At 57.2% G+C, this 25,438-nt stretch carries 21 protein-coding genes, 1 tRNA gene and 1 other RNA gene; 15 read left to right on the top strand and 8 right to left on the bottom strand.

Going from position 1 to position 25,438, the window contains the following annotated elements:
• Window positions 1-81: 81 nt before the first annotated feature.
• On the bottom strand, window positions 82-786 hold the full coding sequence (locus N5W20_RS05915; RefSeq protein ID WP_319806245.1) for a YggS family pyridoxal phosphate-dependent enzyme: 705 nt from the start codon (window positions 784-786) through the stop codon (window positions 82-84).
• Between the two features lie 94 nt (window positions 787-880).
• Between N5W20_RS05915 and N5W20_RS05910 the strand changes: the two genes are divergently transcribed.
• From N5W20_RS05910 to N5W20_RS05895, 4 genes are all read left to right on the top strand, one after another.
• Entirely contained in the window at window positions 881-2,224 is a 1,344-nt protein-coding gene (locus N5W20_RS05910; RefSeq protein WP_319806244.1) for an RsmB/NOP family class I SAM-dependent RNA methyltransferase, read from the top strand.
• Window positions 2,225-2,371: 147 nt separating this feature from the next.
• Window positions 2,372-3,055 carry a ribulose-phosphate 3-epimerase gene (gene rpe / locus N5W20_RS05905; RefSeq protein WP_319806243.1) on the top strand — a complete coding sequence of 228 codons (684 nt, stop codon included), beginning with the start codon at window positions 2,372-2,374 and terminating at the stop codon, window positions 3,053-3,055.
• Between the two features lie 206 nt (window positions 3,056-3,261).
• The gene (locus tag N5W20_RS05900) at window positions 3,262-4,731 is read left to right on the top strand and encodes a heparinase II/III family protein (RefSeq protein WP_319806242.1); all 1,470 of its coding nucleotides are present in this window, start codon (window positions 3,262-3,264) and stop codon (window positions 4,729-4,731) included.
• Between the two features lie 38 nt (window positions 4,732-4,769).
• Window positions 4,770-5,888 (top strand): glycosyltransferase family 4 protein, encoded by a 1,119-nt coding sequence (locus tag N5W20_RS05895; RefSeq protein WP_319807847.1) that lies wholly within the window; start codon window positions 4,770-4,772, stop codon window positions 5,886-5,888.
• Between the two features lie 13 nt (window positions 5,889-5,901).
• Here N5W20_RS05895 and tyrS read toward each other — a convergent pair whose 3' ends face one another.
• Both tyrS and N5W20_RS05885 read right to left on the bottom strand, forming a co-directional pair.
• Window positions 5,902-7,158: a tyrosine--tRNA ligase gene (gene tyrS, locus N5W20_RS05890; RefSeq protein WP_319806241.1), complete on the bottom strand. Its 1,257-nt coding sequence runs from the start codon at window positions 7,156-7,158 to the stop codon at window positions 5,902-5,904.
• A gap of 105 nt (window positions 7,159-7,263) precedes the next feature.
• Window positions 7,264-7,929 (bottom strand): alpha/beta hydrolase, encoded by a 666-nt coding sequence (locus N5W20_RS05885; protein ID WP_319806240.1) that lies wholly within the window; start codon window positions 7,927-7,929, stop codon window positions 7,264-7,266.
• A gap of 374 nt (window positions 7,930-8,303) precedes the next feature.
• Between N5W20_RS05885 and N5W20_RS05880 the strand changes: the two genes are divergently transcribed.
• The 7 genes from N5W20_RS05880 (at window position 8,304) to N5W20_RS05850 (ending at window position 13,400) form a co-directional block, all read left to right on the top strand.
• Window positions 8,304-9,395 carry a cysteine desulfurase family protein gene (locus N5W20_RS05880; RefSeq protein WP_319806239.1) on the top strand — a complete coding sequence of 364 codons (1,092 nt, stop codon included), beginning with the start codon at window positions 8,304-8,306 and terminating at the stop codon, window positions 9,393-9,395.
• Window positions 9,392-10,528, top strand: a complete 1,137-nt coding sequence (locus tag N5W20_RS05875; protein WP_319806238.1) for a cysteine desulfurase family protein — start codon at window positions 9,392-9,394, stop codon at window positions 10,526-10,528. The genes N5W20_RS05880 and N5W20_RS05875 overlap by 4 nt, the downstream gene beginning before the upstream one ends.
• 23 nt (window positions 10,529-10,551) lie before the next feature.
• Window positions 10,552-10,866, top strand: coding sequence for a ferredoxin family 2Fe-2S iron-sulfur cluster binding protein (locus tag N5W20_RS05870; RefSeq protein WP_319806237.1), 315 nt, complete (start codon window positions 10,552-10,554; stop codon window positions 10,864-10,866).
• Window positions 10,867-10,884: 18 nt separating this feature from the next.
• On the top strand, window positions 10,885-11,958 hold the full coding sequence (gene mnmA / locus N5W20_RS05865; RefSeq protein ID WP_319806236.1) for a tRNA 2-thiouridine(34) synthase MnmA: 1,074 nt from the start codon (window positions 10,885-10,887) through the stop codon (window positions 11,956-11,958).
• Window positions 11,951-12,622, top strand: a complete 672-nt coding sequence (locus tag N5W20_RS05860; RefSeq protein WP_319806235.1) for a glutathione S-transferase — start codon at window positions 11,951-11,953, stop codon at window positions 12,620-12,622. Before mnmA ends, N5W20_RS05860 begins: the two co-directional genes overlap by 8 nt.
• Window positions 12,623-12,844: 222 nt before the next feature.
• Complete coding sequence (gene dksA / locus N5W20_RS05855; RefSeq protein ID WP_319806234.1) at window positions 12,845-13,258, top strand: RNA polymerase-binding protein DksA; 414 nt, start codon at window positions 12,845-12,847, stop codon at window positions 13,256-13,258.
• Window positions 13,259-13,325: 67 nt separating this feature from the next.
• Window positions 13,326-13,400: transfer RNA gene (locus tag N5W20_RS05850), tRNA-Thr, on the top strand.
• 116 nt (window positions 13,401-13,516) lie between these two features.
• Here the strand turns inward: N5W20_RS05850 and N5W20_RS05845 are convergent.
• The 5 genes from N5W20_RS05845 to clpS form a co-directional block, all read right to left on the bottom strand.
• On the bottom strand, window positions 13,517-13,723 hold the full coding sequence (locus N5W20_RS05845) for a hypothetical protein (RefSeq protein ID WP_319806233.1): 207 nt from the start codon (window positions 13,721-13,723) through the stop codon (window positions 13,517-13,519).
• Window positions 13,724-14,287: 564 nt separating this feature from the next.
• Entirely contained in the window at window positions 14,288-15,571 is a 1,284-nt protein-coding gene (locus N5W20_RS05840; RefSeq protein ID WP_319806232.1) for an alpha/beta fold hydrolase, read from the bottom strand.
• A 193-nt stretch (window positions 15,572-15,764) separates the two neighbouring features.
• Window positions 15,765-17,876, bottom strand: a complete 2,112-nt coding sequence (locus tag N5W20_RS05835) for a catalase (RefSeq protein ID WP_319806231.1) — start codon at window positions 17,874-17,876, stop codon at window positions 15,765-15,767.
• Window positions 17,877-18,111: 235 nt separating this feature from the next.
• Window positions 18,112-20,457 (bottom strand): ATP-dependent Clp protease ATP-binding subunit ClpA, encoded by a 2,346-nt coding sequence (clpA, locus tag N5W20_RS05830; protein ID WP_319806230.1) that lies wholly within the window; start codon window positions 20,455-20,457, stop codon window positions 18,112-18,114.
• 163 nt (window positions 20,458-20,620) lie between these two features.
• On the bottom strand, window positions 20,621-21,001 hold the full coding sequence (clpS, locus tag N5W20_RS05825) for an ATP-dependent Clp protease adapter ClpS (RefSeq protein ID WP_319806229.1): 381 nt from the start codon (window positions 20,999-21,001) through the stop codon (window positions 20,621-20,623).
• Window positions 21,002-21,319: 318 nt separating this feature from the next.
• On the opposite strand from clpS, the gene N5W20_RS05820 reads away from it, so the two are divergent.
• From N5W20_RS05820 to ffs, 4 genes are all read left to right on the top strand, one after another.
• Window positions 21,320-22,420: a D-alanyl-D-alanine carboxypeptidase family protein gene (locus N5W20_RS05820; protein ID WP_408869388.1), complete on the top strand. Its 1,101-nt coding sequence runs from the start codon at window positions 21,320-21,322 to the stop codon at window positions 22,418-22,420.
• A gap of 229 nt (window positions 22,421-22,649) precedes the next feature.
• Window positions 22,650-23,450, top strand: a complete 801-nt coding sequence (gene map / locus N5W20_RS05815; RefSeq protein WP_319806228.1) for a type I methionyl aminopeptidase — start codon at window positions 22,650-22,652, stop codon at window positions 23,448-23,450.
• A gap of 19 nt (window positions 23,451-23,469) precedes the next feature.
• Window positions 23,470-25,284, top strand: coding sequence for a gamma-glutamyltransferase (gene ggt, locus N5W20_RS05810; RefSeq protein ID WP_319806227.1), 1,815 nt, complete (start codon window positions 23,470-23,472; stop codon window positions 25,282-25,284).
• A gap of 56 nt (window positions 25,285-25,340) precedes the next feature.
• Window positions 25,341-25,437, top strand: an RNA gene (gene ffs, locus N5W20_RS05805) — signal recognition particle sRNA small type.
• Window position 25,438 lies beyond the last annotated feature (1 nt).

Raw genomic sequence — 25,438 nt, 5'->3', positions numbered from 1 at the left:
TCTCTTCTGATACAGTGATCTCAGTCAAGCTGACAACCAGACAGCATGAACATCAAAGTCTAAGGCCCAAACCGGGTTGCATCACAAATCCGGTGTCAGATGGCGGGCAGGTTGGGACGCACGCTGCCCGAAAATGGCTGTCCCCACGCGTATCAGCGTCGCCCCGCAATGGATCGCCGTTTCAAAGTCGTTTGACATGCCCATCGAGACGTCCGGCAGGTCGTGACGCGCGGCGAGGGACGCGAGATAAGTGAAATGCGGTGTCGGGTCGTCTTTCTCAGGCGGGATACCCATCACCCCGACAAGCTGCGTGCCGAAGCGTTGACGGCACGATTCGATAAACGCATCCGCCGCATCACGGCTTATCCCGGATTTTTGCGGCTCATCCCCGACATTGACCTGCACGAGCAATTGCGGGAGGCGACCCGCCTGATCCGCCGCGCGGGCGATGGCATCGGCAAGGGCAGGGCGGTCAAGCGTTTCAATGACATCGGCCATGCGGCAGGCATCCCGCGCTTTATTTGTCTGGAGCGTGCCAATAATATGGAGTTGCAACTCGGGAAAGCGCGACCGCAGCGGTGGGAATTTCGCTTTGGCCTCCTGCACGCGGTTTTCCCCGAATGTAAATTGCCCCGCCTCCAGCGCCGCCATCACCGCGTCCTGCGGATGAAATTTACTGACCGCGACAAGCCTGACAGCGCCCTCCGGCCGGGCGGCGCGCGCGCAGGCGGCCCGCATCCTTTCCCGGATGGCATGAAGCGTTTCAGAAATATCGCGGCCCGTCATAATGGCAACTCCTTTTGCAAACCAGGGTTGTGCGCGCACCATCGATCACGCGTCAGGGGTGGCTTCGCGGCGCGTGACATGCGATAGGCAAAGCATGCGTCAAGACAAGTCTCTTATATCCCGTTCCGACCCGACCCGCGACCTTGCTCTCGATATACTGACGGGCATCTTCGAGCATCGACGCATGTTGGAAACGACGATGGATCGGAGCAATGTCAAAGCAGGGCGGGATCGCGCCAGCGCCCACCGCCTCGCCGCGACAGTATTGCGTCATTATGGCAGCATGTCCGAGCTTCTGCGTCCTTTGCTTAAAAAAGAGCCGCCTGTACCCGTGCTTTGCGCGCTTCTCATGGGGGTGGCGCAACTCCGTTATCTGGAGACGCCGCCACATGCCGCTGTCAGCACCGTCGTTGCTTTGTTGCGCCGTCGACGCCTGACGCCCTTTGCGGGGCTGGCCAATGCGGTTCTGCGTCGCGTTGCGAGAGAGGGCGCGGAACTTGAGGCGGGACTGGATCATGAGCGCCTCGACATCCCGCCCTGGTTGTGGAGCACCTGGGGAGACCGGGCGCGCGCCATCGCCTCCGGCCTTTATCAGGAAGCGCCGCTCGATATTCGTCTGAAGCCCGGCATCGCGCCCCCCATGGCGCTGCCGGCAGGGCGCGACATGGCCATTGAGACAAATGGCGGAGAAGAGGACCCTATGCGGGAGGCGCCGCCCCGCATCGCGCCGCGCCTGTTACCGAATGGATCGGCGCGTTACCCTGCGGGAACGCGCGTCACCCTCCTTGACGGGTTTGAGGAAGGGCAGTTCTGGGTGCAGGATGCGGCGGCCGCGATGCCCGTGCTTCTGATGGGCGCGGTTGCGGGCAAGAACGTTATTGATCTTTGCGCAGCACCTGGGGGCAAAACCGCGCAGCTCGCCAGCCAGGGTGCGCATGTCACCGCTGTGGAGCGTGATGCGACGCGTATGCGCTTCCTCAAGGAAAACATGAAGCGCCTTGACCTTCAAGTCACCTGTGTTCAGGCGGATGTCTTGACGTGGCGGCCGAAAAACAAGGCCGATATAGTGCTGCTTGACGCGCCCTGTTCCGCCACCGGGACATTTCGTCGACATCCTGATGTTCTTTGGGTCAAGCGCCCGCGTGACATTCTCTCTCTTACGCAGCAGCAGGACAGGATGATTGATGCGGCGCATGGGATGCTACCTCCGGGCGGCACGATGATTTATGCTGTGTGCTCCCTTCAGGATGAGGAAGGGCCTGACCGTGTGCAAGCTGCCTGCGCGCGCGGATGGGCCTTGGCGCCTTTCACTGAAGGGGAATTGGGCCCCATGTCTTTCGCCCTGACAGAGGCAGGATTTTTCCGGACGCATCCGGGGATGTGGCCGGAGGAAGGCGGGCTCGACGGGTTTTTCGTGGCGCGGTTGAAGCGTATATAAAATTGTCGCGTTCTGAAATGTCGGGATTGTTCTTCCATCATCTCATCGGGAATAACCGTTGCGCTCCGCACCGGGATTGCGCGCGTCGCCTCAATGTGAGAAGTCACGGCGCCCCTGATGGGAAAATATTTAGGTCAGGTTTGTTAGATGCCGCAACGTAAGATACCTCTCATTGCCCCTTCCATTCTCTCCGCTGACTTTATGAGATTGGGGGAGGAGGTCACCGCGATTGATCGGGATGGCGCGGACTGGATTCATGTCGATGTCATGGATGGGCATTTCGTGCCAAATATGACCTTCGGCCCCAGTATGGTCGCGGCCCTGCGCCGCCAGACGGATAAGCCGCTCGACGTCCATCTCATGATCGCCCCGGCGGACCCTTATATTGAAAGCTTCGCCCAGGCAGGCGCCAATCACATTTATGTCCATTGTGAAGGCAACCCGCATGTGCATCGAAGCTTGCAGACCATTCGTAAATCAGGCGCCATTCCGGGCATCGCCATCTGCCCCGGCACACCGCCCGAGGCGCTGACCTACCTTATGGGAGAGTTGGATCTCATCCTCGTCATGACGGTTAATCCGGGGTTCGGCGGACAGAAATTCATTGAAGATCAAATCGGCAAAATTGAGATTCTCCGCGCGATGGCGGATGCCACGGGGCGTGATATCCGCATCGGTGTTGATGGCGGAATTGATCCGACGACCGCTCCGCGTGTTGTAAAAGCAGGAGCGGACATGTTGGTCGCGGGCACGGCGGTTTATGGCCAGCCGGATTATCGCAAGGCGATCAGCGATCTGCGTGATGCCGGGATGCGCGGCCTGCAGCCCTGACACGCTGCCAAGGCGCCCCGGCACCGGCGTGGCAGGATGCTGAAGTCGGGGTGGTGCGGAGATGAGGAGGATGAGCGATTAAACCTGCGTTAGTCAGGCTGCAACATGCCCTGTCTGGCCTCAAGAGAGCGCCGTCAGAACCCTCTGCCGTTTTACGCGATATCTGGACAGGCAACGCTGACCGCGCGGCGAAACTTCTGGCCGGCTTGATTTACGTCGAAGGGCGTGAATACCCTTTTCTCCTCAATAATGTTGAGCGTCAAAGCCTGCCGCAACTGGTGCAGGAGGAAATCGGCAAGTTCCTCTGGCTGCGTGACCTTGCCGCTCTGGGCACGGAGGAGGCGCGTCTCCTCGCGCGTTCCAGCATTGCGGGCTGGATCCGGCAGCCGCTTCCGCAGGATAACCCTGTCCTGACCGCCGCGCGCCTCTGCACCATGATCGGACATTTCGAATTTTACGCGCGCACAGCGGATGAGCGTTTCCGTCGCAAACTGATGCGGCATCTCATTCTTGTCGGTCGCCTCCTCGCCATCGCGCCACCGGAACTTGAGGGGCGCTGGCAATCGCTTGTCGTCACGCGGGGCCTGATGGTCGTCGCATTTTTCCTCCCCGGATTTAAATATCTGCGTGAGCGCGCCCTGCGCCGCCTTGAGACAACAATATTGCATCAGATCTACCCGGATGGGACGGTGCGGCAGCGCTGTCCGGACACGCAATTTCAGGTCGTGCGGGAATTGACGGAAATGAGCGCCATTCTGCGCATGGCGCAGCAGCCCGTCTCCGACATCATTATGACGTCCCTGACGCGTCTCTGCCCTGTTTTGCGCGCCATGCGCCACGGGGATGGTGGCGTCTCGCTGTTTCATGGCGGATGGGCGCATGATGGCGCTTTTGTGGAGCGTGTCATCCAATATGCAGGGCGGCAGAAAATCGTCGCACCCACTATGCCGGACGGGCGTTTCATCCGCCTGACGGGCGGGAAGGCCCTCCTCCTCGCGGATGGCGGCGCGCCGCCGGAGGCGGGGTTTGACCAGACGGCACATCATGCGCCCTTCGCCTTTGAAATGTCCTATGGCCGCCAACGTCTGCTGGTCAATTGCGGCAGTTCCCGCCTGCCTTCCTGGCGGGAGGCGTTGCGCCATCCCTCAGCGCATAACAGCCTCGTGACGGAAAATCTCCTCCCACCCGCAGGGGCGGGGCAGGCAGGCTCGACATCCATAGAACGCCATATCCTGACCGACTTTGTGGAGAATGATGCCGGGCTCGTGCTTGAACTGAAAATGGAAGTCACGTCCGGCACAGGCACTTATAGTTGGGAGAGACGCCTGTCCCTTTCTGACGATGGTCGAGCCCTGCGGGGAGAGGAAAGCGTGAAAGCGGATGCGGATCGCGACCTTGTTTATCGCTTTCACCTCGCGCCTGACATCCGGATCTCCGATTTCACGGAGGGGGACTTCTGTGAGCTTGAGTGTGATGGCATGATATGGCAGTTCACTCAGCGTGGCGCGACACTCAGCCTTGAGGAAAGCGTCTATTTCGGAAATGGATTTTACCAGAAAACCAATCAAATCGTGCTGACCGCAAATGATCCCACGGACCGCCCCGGTGAACTCCCGTTTGACCAGTTGGGAGATGGGCGTCACCGCGTGGTGCAATGGACGCTGGAGCGGCTGTGAGGTTGTTCCGTCGACATACCGTCCGGCCGGGCGGCCGGTTGCGGGTTCTGGAAGTGGCGAATATTGATTTCGCAATGCGGCAATTCATCCTTCCCATCATGGAAGGGCTGCGGGATGCTGGCTGCGAGGTGACGGGTGCCTGTGCGGAAGGACCGCATCTTGCCGCCGTGCGTAAAGCGGGTTTTGACGTCACTTCCGTGCCGATGGTGCGCTCCCTTTCCCCTTTTGCACAATGGCGGGCGCTGAAAGCCCTCATCCGGTTGATCCGAGAGACAAGGCCGGATGTGGTGCACGCGCATATGCCGATCAGCGGTTTCATCGCGCGGGTCGCAGCTTTTTATTGCCGCGTGCCGTGCATCGCCTATACATGTCACGGTTTCCTTTTTAATCAGCCTGGCCCGGTCTGGCGCAAGCTTCTCTCCTTCATGCTGGAGTGGGTGGCGGGGCAATGGACCGATGTTTTCATGACGGTCTCGGCCGAAGAGGCGCGGGATGCGCGGCGATGGCGCATTAATCGTCACCCGGTCGCCAACCTGAACGGGCGTGACCCTCAGCGCTTCCGGCCTGACCCGGCGGCGCGTCAGGCCATACGTGCCGAATTGGGTGTTGATGATGACATGGTCGTGATCCTGGCCGTGTCCCGTCTGGTGCGCCATAAGGGTTATCCTGAGCTTCTCCGCGCGATGGAGGACGTTCCAAACGCGCATCTCTGGATTGTCGGGGCGCGTCTCCCGTCAGATCACGGCGATATGATGACGGCCGAATTCCAGCGCGGGAAGGAAAAACTCGGCGCGCGCCTGCACATGCTGGGTTATCGCGACGATGTCCCTGCCATTATGGCGGCTTCAGATATTTTTACGCTGCCCAGCCATTTTGAGGGCCTGCCCATGGCGATTGTGGAAGCCATGCTGACCGGCCTCCCCGTGGTGGCGACAAATATACGCGGCGCGCGTGAGCAGATTCTTGATCAGGAGACGGGCCTGATCGTCCCGGTCGGTCAGGTCGATGAGCTGGCCCGGGCTTTGAACAATCTCGTCAATGACCGCGACATGCGCCGCGCCTATGGTGCTGCGGGGCTGGCGCGCGCGTGTCACCTCTATGTGGAAAGTGACAGTGTGGCGCGAAGCGTCCAGCTTCTTACCGGGTCGGCGAGGTAGTTGCAGCTTTTCATTATTCTGGCTTGATGATGACGTGATTTTTCTTCCCTGAAGACACGCGCAAGACACCCTCTGAAAGATCGTTCAGCGTGACCGTCTGATTTTCATCCGAGACCACGACATCATTCAGTCGTGCCCCGCCGCCACGGATAAGGCGGCGTGCTTCGCCTCCGGATTTGACGAGGCCGGTTTCAACAAAAATCCGATAGGCGGGCAGACCCTCCTCAAGCATGTGGCGTGCGAGGGCTATTGTCGGAAGGGAGGTGGAGAGGCGGCCTTGCTCAAAAGTCGCTATCGCGGTTTGCGCGGCTTCCTCCGCCGCGGCGCGACCGTGACAGATGGCGGTGGCCTCCGTCGCAAGGATTTTCTTCGCGTCATTGATTTCCGCGCCTTCAAGGGCGCCGAGGCGTTCACATTCTGTCACGGGCAGATCGGTGAACATCTTCAGGAAGCGCCCGACATCGGCATCTTCGGTATTGCGCCAAAACTGCCAATATTCAAAAACGGGCAGCTTCTCTGCCAGAACCCATCGCGCACCCTGCGCGGACTTTCCCATTTTCGCGCCGGAGGCGGTGGTGATAAGCGGTAATGTCAGGCCAAAGACCTGTTTGCCCTCCGTGCGCCGCACCAATTCGACACCGGCAACGATATTGCCCCACTGGTCGGAACCGCCAATCTGCAGCGTCACACCTTCGGCGCGGTTGAGGGCGCGGAAATCGTAGGATTGTAATATCGAGTAATTGAATTCAAGAAATGTCAGGCCCTGTTCCCGCTCCAGTCTTTGACGAACACTGTCGAAAGAAAGCATGCGATTGACTGAAAAATGCACGCCCACATCGCGCAGCAGGTCAAGATAAGTCAGGCGGTTCAGCCAGGCCGCATTATGGAGCATGAGGGCAGATGACTCCGCACCGTCAAAATTGAGAAATTGCTGCAGACTGCGCGCCACGCCCTCACTATTCTGCGCGATGGTCTCCGCCGTCATGAGGGACCGCGCTTCCTCCCGGAAAGACGGGTCACCGATCTGGGCGGTGCCGTCGCCCACAAGGGCAATGGGCCGATGACCATGGCGCTGCATCAGGCGCAGAACCATCAGGCAGAGCGCATGGCCGACATGCAGGGAATCCGCCGTGGGGTCAAACCCGATATAAGCGCTGACCGGCCCTTCAAGAAAAGCCTGATCAAGCGCTTCAGAATGGGTCGATTGATAGATATATCCGCGCGCCTGAGCTTCTTGCAGGAAAGGGCTTTTATAGGTCGTATGTTCCATGTGGCCTCCGCGCGGGGTCGATTCGGGCCCCTTTCATACGCTTCTCAGCCCCATAAAAAAAGCGCCCGTTTGGTGGCGCGCTTTTTCTCCCCGACTGACCTGCCTTCAATCCATGGTCAGGGCAAGTGGGCGCTCTGCACGACATGCGGAGACATGTTCCTCCAGCGCTTCCGAAACGAGATCCGCTTCATTGGCGAAAATATGGTTTGCATTCTCGAAAACGCGGTAATCAACATCGACATTTTTCTGCGTGTTCAGCTTCTCGACAAGCTTTCTGATACCGGGCTCAGGCGCCATATCGTCTTTACCGCCTGCAATCATGAGGCCGCCACAGGGGCAGGGGGCGAGAAACCCGAAATCATAATCATTGGCGGGCGGTGCGACACTGATCCAGCCGCTGATTTCCGGCCGACGCATAAGGAGCTGCATCCCGATAAACGCGCCGAAAGAATAACCGGCGATCCATAATTCGGAGGAATTCGGGTTGATCGACTGCATCCAGTCCAAAGCCGCCGCCGCGTCGGAGATCTCGCCAATCCCTCCATCATAACGCCCCTGAGAGCGCCCGACCCCGCGTGAATTATAGCGCATGACCGAGAACCCCATTTTCTCGAAACTGCGATACATGGAATAAGTGATGCGGTTATTCATCGTGCCGCCATGATGCGGATGGGGATGGAGCACGAGAGCCAGAGGCGCGTCCGCTTCTTCAGAATGATGATATCGACCTTCCAGTCGGCCGTCAGGCCCGGCAAACATGACTTCAGGCATTAAGGTGCTTCCGTTAATTTGAGTGACAGAGGGGCGCGCTGCGTCATATTTCTAACGGCGCGCCGCGGCTTCAGAACAGAAAAGGAGAGGGGCGTGCGTGCCGGGCAGCGATCCGGGGAAACGAGGTGCGGTTGACGTTTGAAGATTAGGCATGCTCCCGAGCATTCTCCTTCCAGATTACGACAGCAGGCCCGGGCCAATGCGGGTCTCGGCTTGCGGAATCAGGTACATTTTTAAGCGTGACGCTTTTTCTCGTCGGCGTGTATACCGGGGCTTCAAGGCAAAATTCTACTTAAATCGTCACGTCATTTTAAAATCGTTTATCCGATACATGGCAGAATCATGCGCGACGTCAGGAAATCACGGGGGTTAGGATGAACTTGTATTTTGACGCCAATGCGACGGAGAAGCCGCGCCCGCAGGCGCGCGAGGCCATGTTGGAAGCAACGACATTTATCGGTAACCCCGCCTCCATTCATAAGGCCGGTCGGGAAGCGCGCCGCCTGCTTGAGCGCGCACGGACGTTACTCGCAGAAAGCTTCGACGTTATTGAGGATCAGGTCGTTTTCACTTCCGGTGGCACGGAAGCCAATGCGCTGGCCCTTCATGCCTTCTCCCATGATCGCCGTATCCTGATGACTGCGACAGAGCACGATTCGGTGCGGAAGGCGGCGAGAGCCGCCAGCGTCATCCCCGTGATGCCGTCAGGAGAGGTTTCGCTGGAAGATCTCGAAACCATGCTGCGAAAAGGTGGGCCTGCCCTTGTCTGCGTCATGGCCGCCAATAATGAGACCGGTGTCATCAACCCGCTTCCGGAAATTGCCGCGCTTTGCCAGACTCATGGCGCTTACCTGCATGTCGATGCCGTGCAATATGCCGCGCGACACGCCATGACGCTGCGCGGCCTGACCAGTGTCGCGATATCGGGCCATAAGGCGGGTGGCCTCAAGGGGGCCGGTGCGCTTGTGCTGAGTAGCGATATGCCGGTCAAGGCGATGATGCCCGGAGGCGGGCAGGAAAGAGGGCGGCGCGGCGGGACGCCCGCATTGCCGGGCATTGCCAGTATGGCGGCGGCGTTGCGCGTCGGGCAGAAACAGGATTGGTCGCAGATCGCCGCCTGGCGCGATGAGATTGAGCGCGTGGTGCAATCCTGTGGCGCGCTTGTGGTTGGCGAGGCCGCCGCCGCCCGTCTGGCCAATACCAGCTGTTTGATCCTGCCGGAAATGAGCGGGCAGGCGCAGTTGATCGCCCTTGATCTGGCGGGGTGCTGTGTCTCGACCGGCTCCGCCTGTTCCTCCGGCAAAGTGACGCGCTCACACGTGCTTGAAGCCATGGGGTTGGGGCACCTTGCCGGCCACGCCATCCGCGTCTCCCTGCCATGGGATGTCACAAAAGAGGATGTCGCGCATTTCTGCACGGCCTATCGACAAATGGCTTCGACCCGCAAAAAAGGTGTCACGGCGTGATCTATCTGGATTACCTCGCTTCAACGCCTTGTGATCCGGAAGTTATTGCGGAGATGCAGAGATGTTTCTTCGACGTTTATGGCAATCCGCATAGCGCGCATCACGCGCCTGGCCGCGCGGCCGCGCTGAAAATCGAGGCGGCGCGCGCTTCCGTCGCCCGGTTGATCGGTGCGACGCCGCAGGAGGTGATTTTTACGTCAGGCGGGACGGAGTCCAATAATCTGGCCATTAAGGGCGCTGCACGATTTCTGAAAAATCAGGGTGATCCACGGCGACGGATCATCACGGCTGCGACAGAGCATAAATGCGTCCTCGAAGCTGTGCGCGACCTGAAAGAGGAGGGGTTTGAGCCGGTTATCCTGCCCGTCCTGTCCAACGGGCTTGTCTCGCCGGACGCATTGGCGGAAGCGTTGGCCGTGCCGACCCTGCTCGTCTCCATTATGGGGGCAAATAACGAGACCGGCGTCATGAATGACATACCGGCATTGAGCGCCCTCGCACGCGGGAAGGGGGCGCTCTTTCATTGCGATGCCAGCCAAGTGATCGGAAAAGTGCCTTTCACCTGTGAGGATGTCGATCTTGCCTCCATATCGAGCCACAAGATTTACGGCCCGCAAGGCGTTGGCGCGCTTTATGTGCAAAGGCGGCCGCGCATCCGCCTTGCCCCGTTATTTTCCGGCGGCGGGCAGGAGCGTGGCCTGAGGTCCGGCACGCTGCCCGTGGCGCTTATTGCGGGGTTCGGGCTTGCCAGCGTCCTTTGCCTGACCCATATGGCCACGGAAGCGCCACGATTGGCGGCGCTGCGTGATGCGCTTTTCAACGGCTTGCAGGCGCTCTGGCCACAAAGCATTATCAATGGTCAGGAAGCTGCGCGTTTACCCGGTGCTTTAAATATCTGCCTCAAAAATGGCCCCGAAGCTCAGGGTTTAATGGTATTAACGCCGGAATTAGCTTATTCAAGCGCTTCCGCATGCATGTCCGGTGATGTGGCGCCATCTTACGTCTTACGCGCGATGGGGCTTTCTGAGGCGGATGCGGGACGAAGCTTGCGTCTCTCCGTCGGACGTTTTACCTCGTCATCCGATATTTCGCGGGCGCTGGATGTTTTTGACAGGGCGTTGCGGGCGACCTGAGTTAAAGAAATGGGATGTTGAGTATGCCACGTATGGTTTTCGTCGCGCAGGACGGCACAAGAAGTGAGGTCGAAGCGCCCATCGGCCTCTCCGTTCTCGAAATTGCGCATAAGCATGATATTGACCTGGAGGGGGCGTGTGAAGGCTCCCTTGCCTGCGCAACATGCCATGTCGTTGTTGACCCGGCCTGGGCTGACCGCCTCGCGACACCGACGGAGGATGAGGAGGATATGCTCGACCTCGCTTTCGGGCTTCAGAAAACCTCGCGCCTTGGCTGTCAGATCGTCATCACGGAAGCGCTTGACGGGCTGGTCGTGCATCTGCCCAAAACGGCCTGATTTGAGGGTGGCGTTTCCATGCGTGTGATGGTCGCAATGTCGGGCGGGGTGGATAGCTCCGTTGTTGCAGCGCTCCTTAAGGCTGAGGGCCATGAGGTGATCGGGGCCACTTTGCAGCTTTATGACCATGGTCAGGTCAGCCGCAAGGGGGCCTGCTGTGCCGGGCGCGATATCATGGATGCGCGCGCGGTGGCGGACCATCTGGATTTCCCTCATTACGTCATCAATGCGGAAGAGCGCTTCCGTGACAGTGTGATCAATGATTTCGCAGCCAGCTATGCGCGTGGTGAGACACCTGTGCCGTGCGTTGCCTGTAATCAGGGCGTCAAATTTACGGATCTCCTGACCCTCGCGCGGGATCTGGGCTGTGACGCGATGGCGACGGGCCATTATGTAAGGCGTGTTGAAGGCGCGGCCGGGCCGGAGCTGCATCGCCCTGTTGATGAAACGCGAGACCAATCTTGGTTTCTGTTCGCCACAACGCGGGATCAGCTCAATTATCTGAGATTTCCGCTGGGTGTCTATGGCTCGAAGGCGGAAGTGCGCCAGAAGGCTGAATCATTCGGGCTGAAAATCGCCGATAAGGCGGACAGTCAGGATATTTGTTTTGTCACGGATGGCTCCTACGCCAAAATGGTCGAAGCGCTGAGGCCGGAGGTCAGAGGCCCCGGTGACATCACGGATGAGGCCGGGAAGGTCCTCGGCCAGCATGACGGTATTGCGCGCTATACTGTGGGGCAGAGTAAGAAGCTCGGCGACGTCCATACAAAGGATGGCACACGGCAGATGGTGACGCGCATTGACGCCGCGCATCGACGCATCATTGTGGGGCCGCGCGCTTTAGCCGGGCGGCGCAGCTTCCGCCTGCGGGATGTGAACTGGCTGATCAATCCGCCGCCGGAGGGGCTTGCCTGCACAGTCCAGCTTCGCGCTCGGGAGAAAACCCGTGAAGCCCGTATTTTCGCGGAAGAGGGTGCTGCAGCCCGCGTGGAACTGCAAGAGGCGGCCATGCCCGCCCCGGGCCAAGCCTGTGTGTTTTACCGTCAGTCCCATGTTTTGGGGGGCGGCTTCATCCAGGCATTTCATGACTGACGCGTCCGACCTCCTTCTGTTGGGGACAAGGCGCTATTCCTCATGGTCGTTAAGGGCGTGGCTCGCCGTGCGTCTTGCCGGGCTTGAAGTGCGTGAGGAGGTCATACCCCTAAAAGGGGGCGGGCAGACGGTGGAAATCCATCAACGCAGTCCCAATCGATGCGTGCCCTATCTGCGGTATCATGGGGTCGAAATCTGGGAGAGTCTGGCGATCTGCCAGTTCTGCGCGGGTTTCAATGCGCAATTATGGCCGCAATCGCCGGAAGCTTATGGGCGGGCGCTGAGCCTCGCTGCGCAGATGCATGCGGGTTTCGGGCCTCTCAGACGCGCCTGGCCGATGAATTGCGGGCGCATCTTCCCCCGCATTGACATTCTTGACCTGGATGTCGCCCGTGATCTCGCGGATATTGAGGCATTACTGACGGCGACGCGGGCGCGTTTCGGGAAGGGCGGGGCCTATTTATTTGGCGCGGCCTTCGGCATTGCGGATGCCGTGTTTGCGCCGGTCATGTCGCGTTTCGCGACCTATCAGGTGCCCGTCTCGACGGCGCTGGCGGATTATCGTGACGCCGTGCTTGCTCATCCCCTCATGCGGGATTGGTACGCCCTCGTCATGGACGAGCCCTCATCCTGGCAACTTGATCAATTTGAATTCCGGAATTGATCTGACCCGGTTCACGAAAATTTCAACTCAGGCTGAAATCTCCGAACTTCAAGCTTGGCCTCAAAAAACCGGCTTTTCCCGTGGAAGGGCTTGGCGTTTGCCGGGAGGGGACTTATAAAACGGTCGCAACGGCAGCTCCCGACAATCGTTCAGGCATGAAACGTCAGGAAGAGGAGAGCCTGTTATGAGAGAATCTGGTCGTCTTCACGGGAACATCTGCCAATGATTACGCTGCCGCCTGATTACCAACCTTCGGAAGACGAAGAATTCATGAACCCGCAGCAGGTCTCATTTTTTCGGGAGAAATTGATTCGTTGGCGCATGGACCTGTTGAAAGAAGCCAACCTCACCCTTGCCAGCCTGTCGGAAGGCGGCATTCTGGAACCGGATATTTCTGACCGCGCCAGCGTCGAGACGGATCGGGCGCTTGAATTGCGGACCCGTGACCGCGCGCGTAAGCTGATCGTCAAAATCAATCTTGCCTTGCAACGTATTGAAAACGGGACTTACGGGTTTTGTGAGGAAACGGGAGAACCGATCGGCCTCAAACGGCTTCAGGCGCGTCCGATCGCGACCCTTTCCATCGAGGCGCAGGAACGCCACGAGCGTATGGAGAAAGTGCATCGCGATGACTGAAAATTGCCTTGTACGTCGTGGCGAGGGCTTGCGGAATCCCCGTTTAAAAGCTAGTTAGCTGCGGCAGGCTGCTGTAGCTCAGTGGTAGAGCACTCCCTTGGTAAGGGAGAGGCCGCGAGTTCAATCCTCGCCAGCAGCACCATTAAAGACCCGGCACTTCAGCGTTATGTCGCGCGGCCCGGGTTTCATATCATCATCGAACCTTCTTTAAACGGCCCAATCGGCAAATTCCGCCTTGCTCGCGATGTCCCGCGCGCGTCACCAATGCCCGAACATAAGTTTGCCCACGCACAGGCAACCGATAATATTAAGCAGGGAACAGCTTGTGATGAGAATAACCTCCAAAGCTGATGGATATTCCCGCAGGACCAGCCATTGCCCGGCCCTGAACATCGCCCCGACCCAGATGGCGAGGCTTGCGAGAAAGAGCAAGCGCAAAAGCCAGGTGAAAATGAATATCGTCATGTGATGCCTCTCTCCTGATCTTGCCAAGCATTTCGACGCGTAAATCACGTTGCAACTGTTACTGATCCATCCGCCTAACCGTGACGACGGAGCTGCGATGCGACAGCACGCGAGACGGTTTTCGACCGCCTTCTACGATCTGTACGACAACGCTCTAACGTGAGGCGCACGTGTAGTTTTCACGGATGATCGGCCGTTGCGGTGTTTTTACGCAACGATGCGCAACGCTGCCCACGAGTTTTGGCGCGGTAAAACGCGCGTTACAGGTGGCCGGACAGAAATGAGGGTGGGGTGCCCGATGGTGCAAAGGCGTGAGGGGCCGCGATGTTTTTTCAATGTCATCAAGGCAAGGAACAGCGCGATTGTCATCTTCACCAATTATTGTACGCGTGAAACGCGGCTCAATCAGTAATCAAGGCGCGTTTATGATGCGAAGATTGATAGAGACTTGCATCGCCCATCTACACTGAACCCGTCCGACCGGCGTCATGCCGATAGATCCGAGCGTAAGCCGGTCCGGATTCATCTCAAAACATCGCAATTTTTTGTAGCGTCGCCGACCGATCAATCGACGGGCAGCGCCACGCGCTGTTCAGCAGATTGATGCTGTTGCGTTGGAATCTGATCATATGGAAGGAATGTTTCCCAATGATCACCCCAGGGAACGAGAAGAATGGTCCCTTCCGGTCGTGCGGAGACAAATTGCCCGTCTGACGTCACGATCAGATAGCCATTTCCCCTTTTTTCGAGGGTGAAATCGAGGCGTTCCAGTCCAATCGCGGTCAATGAGAATAATTTTTCATCTTTGATGACAACGAGGTTTTTGCGCCCGAGGCGGTACCAACTTGTTTGATGGAAAGCCCCCTCAAATGGGTCATAGCAGATAAATTCACCCGTCCAGGCCAGAAGCTTCGTGAATGAGGGCGCGTCAAAAACGGACTCCCGAATCATTCTGAAAAGCGCCACCGCCTCATTATAGAGGTTCTTCTCCAGCAGGCGGGAGGCGCTGCTCAATGCCGTGCGTCCCGACGTCAGAAAGCGCTCCCGCGCGCCAGTCATGTAAGCGCGATGGGTATTGAGCGCGGGAAGGAGGAGCTTGATATTTTTGTGAGAGCAGTCGCACAGAAAATTGAAGATGTTCTCGACACTTTCAAATCTGATCCGACGAACCAAAGGTTTGAAGTCGCCCTCTTCCATAATGGTGCGCAATATGGCCTGGAAATTTCGGGACCCTTTGAGGGTTAAGCCGACCAGATGTGAGGCGTAGGGAACCGGGATCGGTGTCACCCTTGGAAGCTCTTTACAGTAATCTTCCATCGCCGTTTTGTCGTACGCATTGTATGGATCATAAAAGAGGTAACAAGGCGCGGTCACTTCTGCGTTTTTCGGCGCCATCCCTTTCATCGATTCTTTAAAGGCGTTGAGATCAATGTCTTTGTAGCTGGATTCTTCAGGATCGTTGCTGAAGATTGGCGCAAGAGCGATGACGGCATCCAGACCGAGCAAACGCGCATGTTTAATGGCGGCGTAGCCTCCCATCGACACGCCATATCCGATGATCGTCAAAGGATGCTGAGCCTTCGCGCGGACTCGTTCAATGATCTCCCACGCGGCGAAGATCGCATCGTCTATACCGTCCCCAAGGTAGTAATTGGACGCACGCGCAATCATACCGACGAAGGGTATCTTCAAGGACTCGGCAAGCGGCGCGCCGAAAAAGCTTCCATTATGTTGTTCAGGCGCTGCAACGCCGGAGAAACTGACAATGATTACATCGGAGGATTCTAAGGGAATGAAGCTCCTCACGAAGTAAGCGTCATTCTCAAATTCTGTTATTATTTTAGTCATAGAAGACTTTAATAAATTAAAATTTTATCAGAGTCAACAAATGCCCGTCAGGTGGGGCGAATATTTTATAAGGCTGGATCTTCTGGCGATATTATCTGTCTTGCTCAGGAGGAGGCGCGATAATAAGGGATTAGATACAATAAAGCCGCACACGCACCGCGTGTACGGCTCTTTTTAACTGTGACGCGGGCCTTCAGATCGTGTGGGTTTTCGCCTCACGCGGCCAGAAGCGAAGGGCGCGGCATTTTTCGATAAATTGCTGCATGTCGCCAGCGGATTCGAGATGAACCAGCCCCTCATCCTCATCGCTTTCCATAATCCCGCCCTTACGCAGTAAGGGGACGCAATTATGGCAATAGCCAATGAATTTCGCATGTGCCCAGGCATCCGCAACGAAATCGCGCGCGGTTGCCTCATTAAGAAGCTGCTCAGCACCCTCCGCCGAAGCCAGCAGGATGATCGCATCATAAAGGACGGAAGGGCCGCCATTGAGTTTCTGCTGGGCAGGCCGCTTTTTGCCGTCGGACGTTGTGACGCCACCCACAACTGGGGCGACAAGTTCTATCAAGGCATTCTCTTTCTTCGCAACTTTCATCAGGGCGTCAAGGAGGTTGGCGTCGGTCCCTTCCGTGATCAGCACCCCGATCTTACGCCCTTCAAAGGAGGAGGGGCCGTTTTTAAGAATGCTCAATTTGTCGGAAGCGGGAAGATCCATCTTCGGCGCGCGCGCCGGCGGGGCGGCGTCTGGCAGGGTTTCAAGGCCGATACCTTTGGCGACATTTTCGGCGAGACTCTTATCGACATTGATAAGTTGTGACACGACCCGCGCGCGAATATCTTCGCGTTCAACCTTACTCAGTTCGAAAACGAACGCATCCTTGATGTGGGTCTGCTCCGTCGCCGTCTGGCTGACGTAGAACTGCCGCGCCTGACTATAGTGATCGGCAAAGCGCTCACCGCGCTCGAACGTTTTGACGCCTTCCACGGCTGAGGGATAATGCCGGTAACCGCGATCTCGATCTTCAACCGGCCCTTCCCCCCAGGAATTCGGCTCATAATTGACGCGTCCCTTGGGATTCTGCACCGCCATATGGCCGTCCTGCTGCAGCGTATGGAAGGGGCATTTGGGCGCGTTAATGGGCAGATGCGTGAAGTTCGTGCTTCCGAGGCGTTTGACCTGCGTATCAAGGTAGGAGAAGTTACGCCCTTGCAGGAGAGGGTCATCTGTGAAGCTGATGCCAGGCACGACATTATGCGTCATGAAAGCGACCTGCTCCGTCTCCGCAAAGAAATTATCCACGACGCGGTCAAGCACCATGCGCCCGATGATTTTGACGGGGACAAGCTCCTCAGGGATCAGTTTGGTCGCATCGAGAATGTCGAAATCAAATTTATCCGCGAAATCATCGTCAAAAAGCTGAACGCCCAACTCCCATTCGGGGAAGTTCCCGGAAGTAATGGCTTCCCACAGATCGCGCCGGTGATAATCCGGGTCCGCCCCATTGATCTTGACGGCTTCATTCCAGACGACGGATTGAAGGCCGAGCTTCGGTTTCCAGTGAAATTTGACGTAAGTGGATTTGCCATCCGCATTGACAAGGCGGAAACTATGGACGCCGAAACCTTCCATAAAGCGAAAGGAGCGCGGTATCGCCCGGTCGGACATAATCCACATCAGCATGTGCACGGTTTCAGGCGATAAAGACGCGAAATCCCAGAAATTATCATGGGCGGATTGCGCCTGCGGGAAGCCGCGATCCGGCTCTTCCTTGACGGAGTGCACGAGGTCCGGAAAGCGGATCGCATCCTGAATGAAGAAGACCGGGATATTATTCCCGACAATGTCCCAATTGCCTTCCTCCGTGTAGAATTTGACGGCAAAACCCCGCACGTCACGCGCCAGATCAAAAGAGCCTTTTGCGCCCGCGACTGTTGAAAAACGGACGAAGACCGGCGTGCGCTGCCCCTTGCGGGTCAGGACTTTAGCCGTCGTGTAATTCGTGAGGGGTGTGTCCAGCTCAAAATACCCGTGGGCGCCATATCCACGCGCATGGACGATGCGCTCCGGGATGCGCTCATGGTCGAAATGGAAGATTTTTTCCCGGAAATGGAAGTCCTGCATCAGGGCAGGGCCGCGCTGGCCGGCTTTCAGGGTATTCTGATCATCCGCGACGGGCGTGCCCTGCTTTGTCGTCATACTGGGCTGGCTTCCGTCACCCAGGTAATGTGTCTGTCCTTGAGGACCGATCTCGACTTTTACGTCACCAATTTTTTTTTGTTCTCGTTTGTAATTGTCGTTTTTCATAGGTGCCTCCGAAATAATTGCTTCAAACTCAACGTGAGCCTATCAGACGGGTTTCGGCTTGCGCCGCCAGGGCGCAAGAGGCGCTATAGCATTTTTGGAGGTAAAAGGGGGAAGGGATTCTGTTTTTTGTGCTCGATTATTTCTTGATACTTATCTTGACAAAATGAGCACTTGATATTTATTAATAAAAGATGAAACGGGTTGTCCCGCTTTTTTAGTTTTGCCTGTGACGTCGTCAGGCGCCTGCCCGCTCGCGTCGGCGACGGGATGGGGGCGGGTTCTTCTCCGGAGGGCGGGCTTCATCCGGTTTTTCCGTCGAAAACTCGAAGGCGAGCGCATCATTTTTGAGATGGATGCTGACAAGCCCACCGCGATTAAGCTTGCCGAATAAAAGCTCCTCAGCGAGGCGTTTCTTGATCTGGTCCTGAACCAGGCGTGCCAGCGGGCGGGCACCGTAAAGACGGTCATAACCGCGTTGCGCGAGCCAGTCACGTGCTGCCGGGCTGACCTCAATCGTGACGTCCCGATCCGCAAGCTGTGCCTCAAGCTGAAAGACAAATTTATCAACCACCCGCGCAACCGCATCGGTTGACAGCGGCTGGAACGCAATGACCGCATCAAGGCGATTGCGGAATTCCGGGGAGAAGAGGCGTTTAATCGCCTCCTCATCATCGCCGATTCGCTCCACCCGTCCAAACCCGATTGCTTCCTTGCTGAGATCCGCTGCACCGGCATTTGTTGTCATGATCAATATGACATTGCGGAAATCCACGAGCTTGCCCGAATGGTCAGTCAATGTGCCATGATCCATGACCTGAAGCAGAATATTGAAAAGGTCTGGATGGGCTTTTTCAATTTCATCGAGCAGGAGGACGCAATGCGGATATTGATTGACGCTGTCCGTCAGCAGGCCGCCCTGGTCAAAACCGACATAGCCGGGCGGGGCCCCGATCAGGCGGGAGACGGAGTGGCGCTCCATATATTCCGACATATCGAAACGCAGGAGTTTGATCCCGAGGAAAGAAGCGAGTTGGCGCGCCACCTCGGTTTTGCCCACCCCCGTCGGGCCTGAGAACAGGTAGTTGCCAATCGGCTTGCCATGGTCGCGTAAACCGGCACGGGCGAGTTTGATGGCGGAAGTCAGGGCGTCAATCGCGTCATCCTGCGCGTAGACCATGCTCTTAAGGTCACGGCTGAGGGTGCGCAATGTCGCTTTATCATCCGCTGAAACCGCCTTGGCCGGGACGCGTGCGATTTTGGCCACCGTGTCCTCAATATCGCGGAGCGTTACGTTTTTGCGGCGCTTATTTTCGGGCAGTAACATCCGGGAGGCACCCGCCTCATCAATGACGTCAATCGCCTTATCGGGTAATTTGCGGTCATTAATATAGCGCGCGGATAATTCGACGGCGGCGCGGATCGCCTCATCCAGATATTTGACCTTGTGATGGTCCTCATATTGAGGCTTCAGGCCGCGCAATATTTTGATTGTGTCGTCAATATTCGGTTCCATCACGTCAATTTTTTGGAAGCGACGACTGAAAGCGTGGTCTTTTTCAAAAAACTGGCGGTATTCCTTGAAAGTCGTGGACCCGATGCAACGCAGACTGCCCGCCGCCAAAGCCGGTTTCAGAAGGTTCGATGCGTCCATGGCGCTGCCGGAGGTTGACCCCGCACCGATCACTGTGTGGATCTCATCAATAAAAAGGATCGCCTTTTCATCCTGCGCCAGTTCCGTCATCACGGCTTTGAGTCGTTCTTCAAAGTCACCGCGATAGCGTGTTCCCGCCAGAAGGGCGCCCATATCCAATGCGTAGATCGTGCTTTTATTCAGGACATCCGGCACAGAGCGCTCTGCGATCCGCTTGGCCAGACCCTCTGCAATGGCTGTCTTGCCTACACCTGGATCACCGACGAGGAGGGGGTTGTTCTTCGTGCGGCGGCATAAAATCTGTATCGTTCGGTCAACCTCACGTTCTCGTCCTATCAAGGGGTCGATTTTGCCTGCGCGTGCGCGCTCATTGAGGTTCATACAATAAGTATTGAGGGCTTCAGCACTTTTGCCCGACCGCGCGGCTTTCTCTTCCTTTTCCGCTTCGGAATTCTCGTAAATCGGCGCGGCATCCTCCGTGCGCGCGGCACGGGCCGGTGTCTTCGCGATGCCATGAGACAGAAAATTGACAGCGTCGAGACGGGTCATATCCTGCATCTGGAGGAAATAAATTGCGTGGCTCTCCCGCTCGGCAAAAAGCGCGACAAGCACATTGGCGCCGCTGACTTCCTCGCGACCGGTGGATTGCACATGGATGGCGGCACGCTGAATGACGCGTTGAAAGGCCGCTGTCGGTTTTGGCTCTTTCGTCTGTTCCGAGACGAGGCCGGCAAGGTCCTTATCCAGAAATTCTGACAGATCCTGCCGCAATTTGCCGATATTAATTCCGCATGCGCGCAGGACGGCAATCGCGTCCTCATCTTCCGTCAAGGCAAGGAGAAGGTGCTCAAGCGTCGCGTACTCATGCTTACGCTCAGCCGCAAAGGTGAGCGCGCGGTGCAGCGACTGCTCAAGAATACGAGATAACATGATTGACTGCTCCTCTCGCGCCCCTCGTCCGAATGGTCGGGTTCGGTCCTTTAAAAAGGGGCGGTCCAACATGCATCCCGCGACCCATAACTAAACAAACGAGAAAAAAAGAAAAAGTTTTCAGCGGGCTGGCTTCATTTTTTTAACGATATTTTCAAAGTTGTCAGGCTCTCTCCACTGCGCATTGGAGGGGATGCTGGTGACTTCGGGCGAGTTCCGTCACTTGCGTTACTTTCGTTTCGGCGACTTCAAATGTGAAAATACCTGCCACGCCGATACCCTGACGGTGGATTGTAAGCATGATATTGGTTGCCTCGTCCTGAGACTTGTTAAAAAAGGTTTCCAGAATATGCACGACAAAATCCATCGGCGTATAATCATCGTTAAGGAGCAGGACTTTGTACATAGAGGGTCGCCGCGTCGCCGTGCGTGACTGCACGGCAAAACCGAGATCTTCCCGCGCAGCGGAAATGACGGGGCCGGGCGACACCGCATCCCGCCGCACCGCGATGACGTCATCATTCAAATGCGCTTCAAGTCCCATCAGGCTGCCTGTCTCTCCTCACTACGTGAATAAACCGCATAAACGGCGAAAATCATAGTCTTAATTCCCGCCTTTTCATCATGCCATCATCATGATATCGCAAAAAAATAATGTATCTTTTTGATATTTAAAGTGAGTCGCGTTCAGCCGCGTAAATTATGATGTTTACGTTAATCTAACCCACATCTCAGCGTTATAAGCGCGTCAAGATATTACGAAATTATTGCGATCTATTGAAACTTGCGCGAATCATTGTCGTAAAGATCAGCGTCTGATAGATTCACAAACAAATTTTGCGTTTGAGTCGGGGAGGCGCGTTTGCGTCGAAGTCTAGTTAATGGCCTGCTTTCAGCGTTGGCGTTCGCGCTGACGTTCTGCCTGCCCAATTTCGCGCGCGCGCAATATGCGGGGCATGTCAGCAGCTTCATCATCGACGCAAAAACCGGCTCAGTCCTTCTGGAGAGCGACCCGAACCTCCAGCGCTACCCGGCATCCCTTACCAAGCTGATGACATTATATCTGACGTTCAAAGCGCTGGATGCCGGACACATCTCCTTCAATACGCTTGTGCCGGTTTCCATACACGCGGCATCGATGGAGCCATCCAAGCTTGGCCTGCGCCCCGGTATGCGCCTGACCGTGCGGGAAGCCGTGCTCGGGCTTGTGACGAAATCAGCCAATGATGCCGCCGCCGCTTTAGGGGAACTCCTCGGCAGGGGGGATGAAGTTTATTTCGCCAATATCATGACGCGTGAGGCCCGGGCGCTCGGGATGCGCGACACGACATTCCAGAACGCCTCCGGCCTCCCTGATCCGGAGCAGGTGACGACGGCGCATGATATCGCATTGCTCAGCGCGAGGCTGATGCATGATTTTCCGGATTATTACCCGTTATTTTCGACAAAGAGCTTCGTTTTCCATGGGCGGGTAATCCCGAACCATAATCCCATGCTTAAAGGCTATGTCGGTGCGGATGGTCTCAAAACCGGATATACGGCGCTTGCGGGACATAATCTTGCCGCGTCAGCGCGGCGCGGTGCGGTGCAGCTTATCGGCGTTGTGCTGGGGGCACGCAGCAATCTGCAGCGCAATCGCATCATGACGTCATTGCTGGATAAGGGCTTTGAAATGGAAGGGGTCGCGCCGATACCCGCTGCCTCTGAAGCGCCCATCGTGATGGCGCGCGCCGCCACACGTCATCGTCGGGTGCGGCGAAATCGCGCCAGCACTTATCGTAGCACGACGGTTGAAGTGGCTGAGGCCCCTTCCGGCCCGCGTCGTTACCGCCTCGTGACGCATCGCGCCACGAAAAGGCGGGTCGCGCGCAAGCCCGTCTCCGTCCGCGCGGCCAGCGCCGTGCGGCATCATGCGGCGAAAATCAGCAAGACAAAAAGTCACCATAGCCGTCACCAGGGCTGAGATCGTTCAAAGTCCCTCGCCCGTTCTACAGCCGGGACAAGTTTCTTCAAAGATTGTCACATCCTGACATGCCGCATGTCGCTGCCTTCGCCAAAAGCGGCGGTGGCCTGTCCGGCCTTGGCTTCACCAGTCACAGCGTGGTAAGTCTACCGCCGATCTTGATGAAAGGTTGGAATTGACTGATCTTCGTCTCGCATTGTTAATTTTTATGAGTTGAGGCGGAGAGTAAATGGCTTCAGGTGAATCAGCCCGGCATATCGTGCGATATACGGAGGAGGACTTCGTCGGTCTGCGCGCAGCGGGTCGACTCGCGGCTGAAACGTTGGACATGATCACGCCCCACGTTGTCCCCGGCGCGCTCACGGCGGATCTCGATGCGCTGATCCACCAGTTCACGCTTGACCATCACGCTGTTCCGGCGCCTCTAAACTATCGTGGATTCCCGAAATCCTGCTGTATTTCCGTCAATCATGTCGTCTGCCATGGCATCCCGGGGGATCGTCGCCTTGTCGAGGGTGACATCGTCAATATCGATGTCACGTCCATTCTGGATGGTTGGTATGGCGACACGTCCCGGATGTTCTATGTCGGTAAAGTGCCGCGAAAAGCCGTCAATCTGGTTGAAAAAACCTATGAGGCGATGATGCGCGGCATTGAAGTTGTGCGGCCCGGCGCGACTTTGGGTGATATCGGTCACGCCATCCAAAGCTATGCGGAGGGTCACCGGCTTTCCGTCGTGCGGGATTTTTGCGGGCACGGGATCGGGCGTGTCTTTCATGACGCGCCAAATGTCCTGCATTATGGTATACTCGGCACGGGCATGACGCTTGATGTCGGCATGGTTTTCACAATTGAACCGATGTTGAATATCGGGAGATATGACGTCAAAATACTCGAAGATGGCTGGACAGCTGTTACGCGTGACAGGTCTCTCTCTGCACAATTCGAGCATATGATCGGCGTCAACCATAACGGTTGCGAAATATTTACCCGGTCGCCCGCAGGGTTTAATCTGCCCCCTTACGCTTGAATTGCTACAGGAAATAAAAATGATGACATCTAAAAAGACCTGTTTCCGCCTATTATGTTCAGCTTCGCTTACATTTTTCTCCATCCTGCCTGTGACATGTCGGGCGGCCTCAGCAGACCCGCTCGGCTACCAGGCAACGCATCGCGGCGATAACGGCCATCCGGCTGCCGTCGCACCTCATGCAATGGTCGTGTCCGCACAGCATCTGGCGACGGATGCGGGGGTCGAAATCCTGAGAGCGGGCGGCAACGCGGTCGATGCTGCTGTCGCCGTCGGTTACGCCCTCGCCGTGGTTTACCCGGCTGCCGGTAATATCGGGGGCGGGGGCTTTGCGACCATCCGACTGCCAAATGGGCAGACGCATTTTATTGATTTCCGGGAGCATGCGCCGCTTGCCGCGACGTCTACGATGTATCAGGACAAAGATGGCAATGTCGATAAAGCGGCGAGCGTTGAGGGCTGGCGCGCCGTGGGTGTGCCGGGTACCGTCGCAGGGCTGGATGCGCTGGAGCGCAAATGGGGCCGCCTTGGCCTGACCCGCGTCATGGCCCCCGCTATCCGTCTGGCAGAGGAAGGGTTCCATCTTGAGGTCGATGATGTCGATCTGCTGAATTCCGCCAGAGACCGCCTCGCGCGGGACAGTTACGCGAAAAAAATCTTCCTCAATCCGGATGGCAGCGCGCTTGAGGTTGGCGATACGCTCGTGCAGAAAGACCTTGCCAATACCCTGCGGCGGGTTGCGCAGCGCGGTGATAAAGGCTTTTACGAAGGCGAGACAGCGCAGGAGATCGTTGCAGCCAGTCGGCGTGGGGGCGGTATTCTGACCCTCAAGGATTTCACATCCTATAAGATTCGCGCGCTTGAACCTCTGCACTGCAATTATAGAGGTTATCGTATCGATACGGCCCCGCCGCCGAGCGGGGGTGGCGTTGCCATCTGTGAAATCCTCAATATCCTCTCCGCCTATGATCTCAAACAGATCGGACTGCGAAGCGTTGCCGGTGTGAAGCTTCAGACGGAAGCCATGCGACACGCTTATTCAGACCGACGGGATCTCGGGGACCCAGCTTTCGTGAAAAATCCGATCGATCATTTATTGGACCCATCTTACGCGGCGGCGATCAGAGCAGGCTTCCGACGCGACCGCGCGATTGACTCCGCATCTCTTCTGCCGGGTGAGGCCCTGCCGCAAAGCGATGCCTTTGTCACGCAGCCCGCACATGAGAAACATGAAACGACGCAATTCTGTGCGGCGGATCGGTCAGGGATTGCGGTCTCCGTCACCTATACCCTCAATGGCTGGTACGGTGCGCATGTCGTGGGCGGCCGGACGGGTATTGTGATGAATGACGAGATGGATGATTTCTCCGTCAAGCCGGGCGTGCCCAATATGTATGGGATCGTCGGGTCACGCGCCAATGCAATCGCGCCGGGCAAGACGCCGCTTTCCTCCATGTCGCCGACAATCATCTCCAGAGATGGTAAGCTCGTCATGGCGATTGGCAGTCCCGGTGGCTCCCGCATCCCGACAGTTGTCCTCAATGTTGTGCTTGGCGTGATTGACGGGGGGATGGATATCCAGCAAGCCATCAATCAACCGCGTATTCATGAGCAATGGATGCCCAATGCGCTTGAGGTGGAACCGGGTGCGCTGACCTCCCATGTCAGCACGGTCCTGCAGGCACATGGATATCAGATCAAGGAGCAACCGCAATATTGGGGGCTCGCCCAAGGTATTCTCTTCGGTCGTCCGCGTCTCGACGCGCCGGTGACGGGTTTTGCTTATGGCGGCTCAGATCAGCGTCATGCCGGGGGGCTGGCGCGCGGATTGTAATTTCAGGCATGATTCCCCTTGCCAGGGGGGAGGGGAATCATGCTAATCCTGCGCCGGGAGGTCGGCCGTGGACGGGCGGCTTGCAAACCCGGTCAGGTCCGGAAGGAAGCAGCCGTAGTGAGTTTTGCACGGGTCGTGTGTTCGGCCTCCCACC

The sequence above is a fragment of the Candidatus Kirkpatrickella diaphorinae genome, assembly GCF_025736875.1.
Taxonomy (GTDB): domain Bacteria; phylum Pseudomonadota; class Alphaproteobacteria; order Acetobacterales; family Acetobacteraceae; genus Sorlinia; species Sorlinia diaphorinae.
Note: the sequence above shows the minus strand (reverse complement) of the source record. Positions and strands in the feature narration are given on the sequence as shown.

Bases quoted from the DNA above. Each gene is read 5' to 3' on its own strand.
- N5W20_RS05915 (WP_319806245.1), bottom strand. From the start codon at position 786: ATGACGGGCCGCGATATTTCTGAAACGCTTCATGCCATCCGGGAAAGG.
- dksA (WP_319806234.1), top strand. From the start codon at position 12,845: ATGATTACGCTGCCGCCTGATTACCAACCTTCGGAAGACGAAGAATTC.
- N5W20_RS05910 (WP_319806244.1), top strand. From the start codon at position 881: ATGCGTCAAGACAAGTCTCTTATATCCCGTTCCGACCCGACCCGCGAC.
- N5W20_RS05870 (WP_319806237.1), top strand. From the start codon at position 10,552: ATGCCACGTATGGTTTTCGTCGCGCAGGACGGCACAAGAAGTGAGGTC.
- ggt (WP_319806227.1), top strand. From the start codon at position 23,470: ATGATGACATCTAAAAAGACCTGTTTCCGCCTATTATGTTCAGCTTCG.
- N5W20_RS05845 (WP_319806233.1), bottom strand. From the start codon at position 13,723: ATGACGATATTCATTTTCACCTGGCTTTTGCGCTTGCTCTTTCTCGCA.
- N5W20_RS05885 (WP_319806240.1), bottom strand. From the start codon at position 7,929: ATGCCTGAAGTCATGTTTGCCGGGCCTGACGGCCGACTGGAAGGTCGA.
- clpS (WP_319806229.1), bottom strand. From the start codon at position 21,001: ATGGGACTTGAAGCGCATTTGAATGATGACGTCATCGCGGTGCGGCGG.
- N5W20_RS05860 (WP_319806235.1), top strand. From the start codon at position 11,951: ATGACTGACGCGTCCGACCTCCTTCTGTTGGGGACAAGGCGCTATTCC.
- mnmA (WP_319806236.1), top strand. From the start codon at position 10,885: ATGCGTGTGATGGTCGCAATGTCGGGCGGGGTGGATAGCTCCGTTGTT.
- map (WP_319806228.1), top strand. From the start codon at position 22,650: ATGGCTTCAGGTGAATCAGCCCGGCATATCGTGCGATATACGGAGGAG.
- N5W20_RS05835 (WP_319806231.1), bottom strand. From the start codon at position 17,876: ATGAAAAACGACAATTACAAACGAGAACAAAAAAAAATTGGTGACGTA.
- tyrS (WP_319806241.1), bottom strand. From the start codon at position 7,158: ATGGAACATACGACCTATAAAAGCCCTTTCCTGCAAGAAGCTCAGGCG.
- N5W20_RS05880 (WP_319806239.1), top strand. From the start codon at position 8,304: ATGAACTTGTATTTTGACGCCAATGCGACGGAGAAGCCGCGCCCGCAG.
- N5W20_RS05840 (WP_319806232.1), bottom strand. From the start codon at position 15,571: ATGACTAAAATAATAACAGAATTTGAGAATGACGCTTACTTCGTGAGG.
- clpA (WP_319806230.1), bottom strand. From the start codon at position 20,457: ATGTTATCTCGTATTCTTGAGCAGTCGCTGCACCGCGCGCTCACCTTT.
- rpe (WP_319806243.1), top strand. From the start codon at position 2,372: ATGCCGCAACGTAAGATACCTCTCATTGCCCCTTCCATTCTCTCCGCT.